We start from the raw sequence: 3,167 nt of genomic DNA on the forward strand, positions 1-3,167 counted from the left end.
GAAACAAGACGCCGCATGCCTCCCTCATTCCGAGCTAGACCATGCCAGACCAGCGGAAATCAAGCGATGATGTTCGGTTGAGATACGGCTTCTGAGTGGATGTCACCGGCTGGTTGGCTGGGAAGTTGTTCGTGAGAAGTAGTGTCACTCGCGGGGTTGCGGTGGCAAGGTGAATGTGCTCAGTGAAGGAGCACCGCCGATGCCACCTGCTCAGTCGAAGGTCGAGTTGTATGCCGCGCTGCGGCGTGACGCTCGCGAGGGCATGTCGAACCGGGCGCTGGAGCGCAAGTACCGGGTGGGCTGGCGGACTGTTCAGAAGGCGCTGAGTTCGGCGTGGCCGCAACCTCGGGAACCGTACGCGCCTCGCCGTTCCAAGCTGGATCCGTTCAAGCCGGTGATCGACCAGATGCTGCTGGCTGATCTGGATGCGCCGAGGAAGCAGCGTCACACGGTGGTCCGGATCTATCGCCGGTTGATCAACGAGCACTCGATGGACGACGTGTCCTACCAGGTCGTGCGCGCCTACGTCGCCAAGCGGAAGCCGGAGATTCGGGTCGAGGCCGGCCGTGGCCCGGCGCAGGTGTTCATCGAGCAGTCGCACCTGGCCGGCGCCGAAGCCGAGGTCGACTTCGGCGAGGTCGCGGTCCGTTTGCGGGGCGAGCCCCCGGCGTGATCGGGCCCGCGGCTGTCTTCCATCGCGCCTGCCCACCCGACCGCTCCAGAAGTGAGACCCGTATTGCGTGGTCCGCCGGGCCCGATCCAGGGGCAACGATCCGGCCGCCTCGGCAGTCAAACGGGGTGACCTCACATCCGTTTACTGCGCCCGCCGCCGACTGCCGTTGCTCGGGAGGTTGTTGGCAACCGGGTGCGTTGTCCCGTGGAGGACTCATGAGCCGCATCGCCGCACCACTTGACGACAGACGAGGCGACGGGGGCGAGACCACTGGGTCCGCAGCCGTCGTACGAGCCGGGTGGCGCACACCCCTCGGTGGCGCGACACGCCGCAGTGTCGTGGTCGGGGCCGTCGCCGCCTTGCTGGTGGGAGTGGGAGCTCGGGCCGATGCCGCGGCCGATACCGTGCTCGGCGAGCCGGTGGTCAGCGATGCCGTCGTCAACTCCGGGCATGACGTCATCGTGGGGATCACCCGCAACGTGGTGTTCCCGGTGACGGTCACAGGATCGGATGACTCCGGACTGTCTTTCGTCGATGTGGATCTCAAGGGACCGCACGGCGGCTTCTACACCACCGACGCTTCCTGCGAGACCGCGACAGCCTGCACCACGTCGTTCACCGTCAACGCCCACCCTGCCCCGGGCAGTGACGATCCGGTGGATCTGGCCAACGCCAACGCGGGAACCTGGTCGGTGGACGCCCTGGTCGACGCCAACGACGGCGATTCCGCTTTCGCTCCCGGCATAGGGTCGTTCGGCCTCAAGCGTGCCGCGCGTGTCACGGTGAACGCGTCACCGGAACCAGTGGCCAAGGGCGCCCGCATCACCGTCACCGGCAAGCTGGTGCGGGCCAACTGGGACACCTACCGATACGCGGGATATGCGGGCCAGGCGGTAAAGCTGCAGTTCCGTCCGAAGGACAGCAGCACCTACACCACGGTGGCCACCGTGAACACCAGCAGCACCGGCACCCTGCACACCACGCTCAAGGCAGTCAAGGACGGTTACTGGCGTTGGTACTTCACCGGCACCACTACCACCGGGCCGGCCAAGGCCCCCGGCGACTACGTCGACGTACGCCCCTGAACCGGCGAACGCCATGAGCCACCGCTGCGGGCCCGGAGAGATCCGGCACGGCACGTGCGGCGCGCAGGGCGGCGGGCGGGCAGCCTCCGCAAGCCGATCCTCGAGCGGCGGCCATCACACGTGTATCGCTGCCGATGTGAGCGGGACATCGCCGAGTCCGTTCACCTAGGTTGTCGGCATGGCCGCCGCAGTCGCCGAGTACGAACTGACCGAGCCCTCGGCGGGCTCCATCGCTGAGCCTCTAGAAGATCACTGAAAATGTTGCGGGTTCTGGCTCCGGATCATGCGGTCCGGGGCCAGTCTCGTGGGTATGCAGGGCGAGTGGACCGGGGAGCGTCGGGCCTGATGTGTGGGAGAGCTGCCGGGAGTTGATCCCGCCGGGCAGTGTCTTCGCGTTCCTGGCCGAGCACCGTGAGGCTTCCCGCCGGAGATGTTGGCGGACATGTATCCGTCGGCCAACGGGCGCCCGTCGATGCCGCCGCAGGTGCTGGCCGCGGCCTTGGTACTGCAGAGCCTGTACCGGCGCTCGGACTTCGAGGCGGTGCTGGAACTGCGCTGCGATCTGCGGTGGAAGGCGGCCTGTGGGCTGGGGTTGCTCGACACCGCCTTCGACCCGTCGTTGCTGACCTACTTCCGGCGTCGGCTGGAGCACTCGCGAGATCCGAACCGGCTGTTCGCGAAGGTCAAGGAGGTCATGGTGGCGGCCGGTGCGCTCAGGGGAAGGCAGCGCCGGGCGCTGGACTCCACCGTCTTCGACGACGCGGTAGCCACCCAGGACACCGTCACTCAGCTCGTCGCCGCGATCCGTGCGGTGCTCCGCGAGGTCCCTGGGGCCGACCAGGTCGTACTGCACCGCGCACGACTACACCGACCCGGGCAAACCCGAGATTGCTTGGAACGACGAGGCCGCCCGCGCTGCTCTGCTCGGCTTCGCGTACGTAGACGGCGGGCACGCCGACTTCACGCGCAAGTCGCCCGACTTGCCCGCGGTCATGGCCGCCATGATGCGGTTGGCCGAGGTCCCGACGCCGACGCTCGAGCTGAAGAGCATGCCACACGGCTCCGCACCTTCGTGGACGACCCCGCGGACCTGTCCTGGTTCGCCGGCAACAGCCTCCTCCACACGGAGTGGAACCGCACAACGTCCTCGTGACGGCCAGCAACGCCTTGTTCGTGGACTGGGGATGGGCCTCCACCGGCGCCGCCTGGATCGACCTCGCGCTCTGGCTGCTCTGGCTCATCGCCCACGGCCACACCCCCGCCCAGGCAGCAACGCAGCCGTCACTCACCCCGCGTGGCAGCTGGCCCCTCCCGCCAGGGCTTGATCAAGTTCCCTGAGCGTCCGGGTTGGTGATGCCCAGGAGCGGGAGGGTTCGTTCGGGCTGATCGCGGATTGCGCGGGTGGTCTT

General features: G+C 67.6%; 3 protein-coding genes and 1 pseudogene. All 4 read left to right on the forward strand.

Going from position 1 to position 3,167, the window contains the following annotated elements; translation table 11 throughout:
- Nucleotides 1–199 precede the first annotated feature (199 nt).
- The 4 genes and pseudogenes from ACWC09_RS52410 (at nucleotide 200) to ACWC09_RS52425 (ending at nucleotide 3,096) form a co-directional block, all read left to right on the forward strand.
- Nucleotides 200–673 (forward strand): hypothetical protein, encoded by a 474-nt coding sequence (locus tag ACWC09_RS52410; protein WP_450859381.1) that lies wholly within the window; start codon nucleotides 200–202, stop codon nucleotides 671–673.
- Nucleotides 674–888: 215 nt separating this feature from the next.
- Nucleotides 889–1,758: a calcium-binding protein gene (locus ACWC09_RS52415; protein WP_450859382.1), complete on the forward strand. Its 870-nt coding sequence runs from the start codon at nucleotides 889–891 to the stop codon at nucleotides 1,756–1,758.
- Between the two features lie 347 nt (nucleotides 1,759–2,105).
- Nucleotides 2,106–2,711 (forward strand): annotated as a pseudogene (locus ACWC09_RS52420) (transposase); the annotation flags it as partial.
- A gap of 196 nt (nucleotides 2,712–2,907) precedes the next feature.
- Nucleotides 2,908–3,096 carry a hypothetical protein gene (locus ACWC09_RS52425; RefSeq protein ID WP_450859384.1) on the forward strand — a complete coding sequence of 63 codons (189 nt, stop codon included), beginning with the start codon at nucleotides 2,908–2,910 and terminating at the stop codon, nucleotides 3,094–3,096.
- Nucleotides 3,097–3,167: the final 71 nt, after the last annotated feature.

The organism is Streptomyces sp. NPDC001617 (assembly GCF_053596855.1).

What these genes read in the sequence shown, in the direction of transcription:
- ACWC09_RS52410 (WP_450859381.1), top strand. Translation starts at nt 200, where the DNA reads ATGCCACCTGCTCAGTCGAAGGTCGAGTTGTATGCCGCGCTGCGGCGT.
- ACWC09_RS52415 (WP_450859382.1), top strand. Translation starts at nt 889, where the DNA reads ATGAGCCGCATCGCCGCACCACTTGACGACAGACGAGGCGACGGGGGC.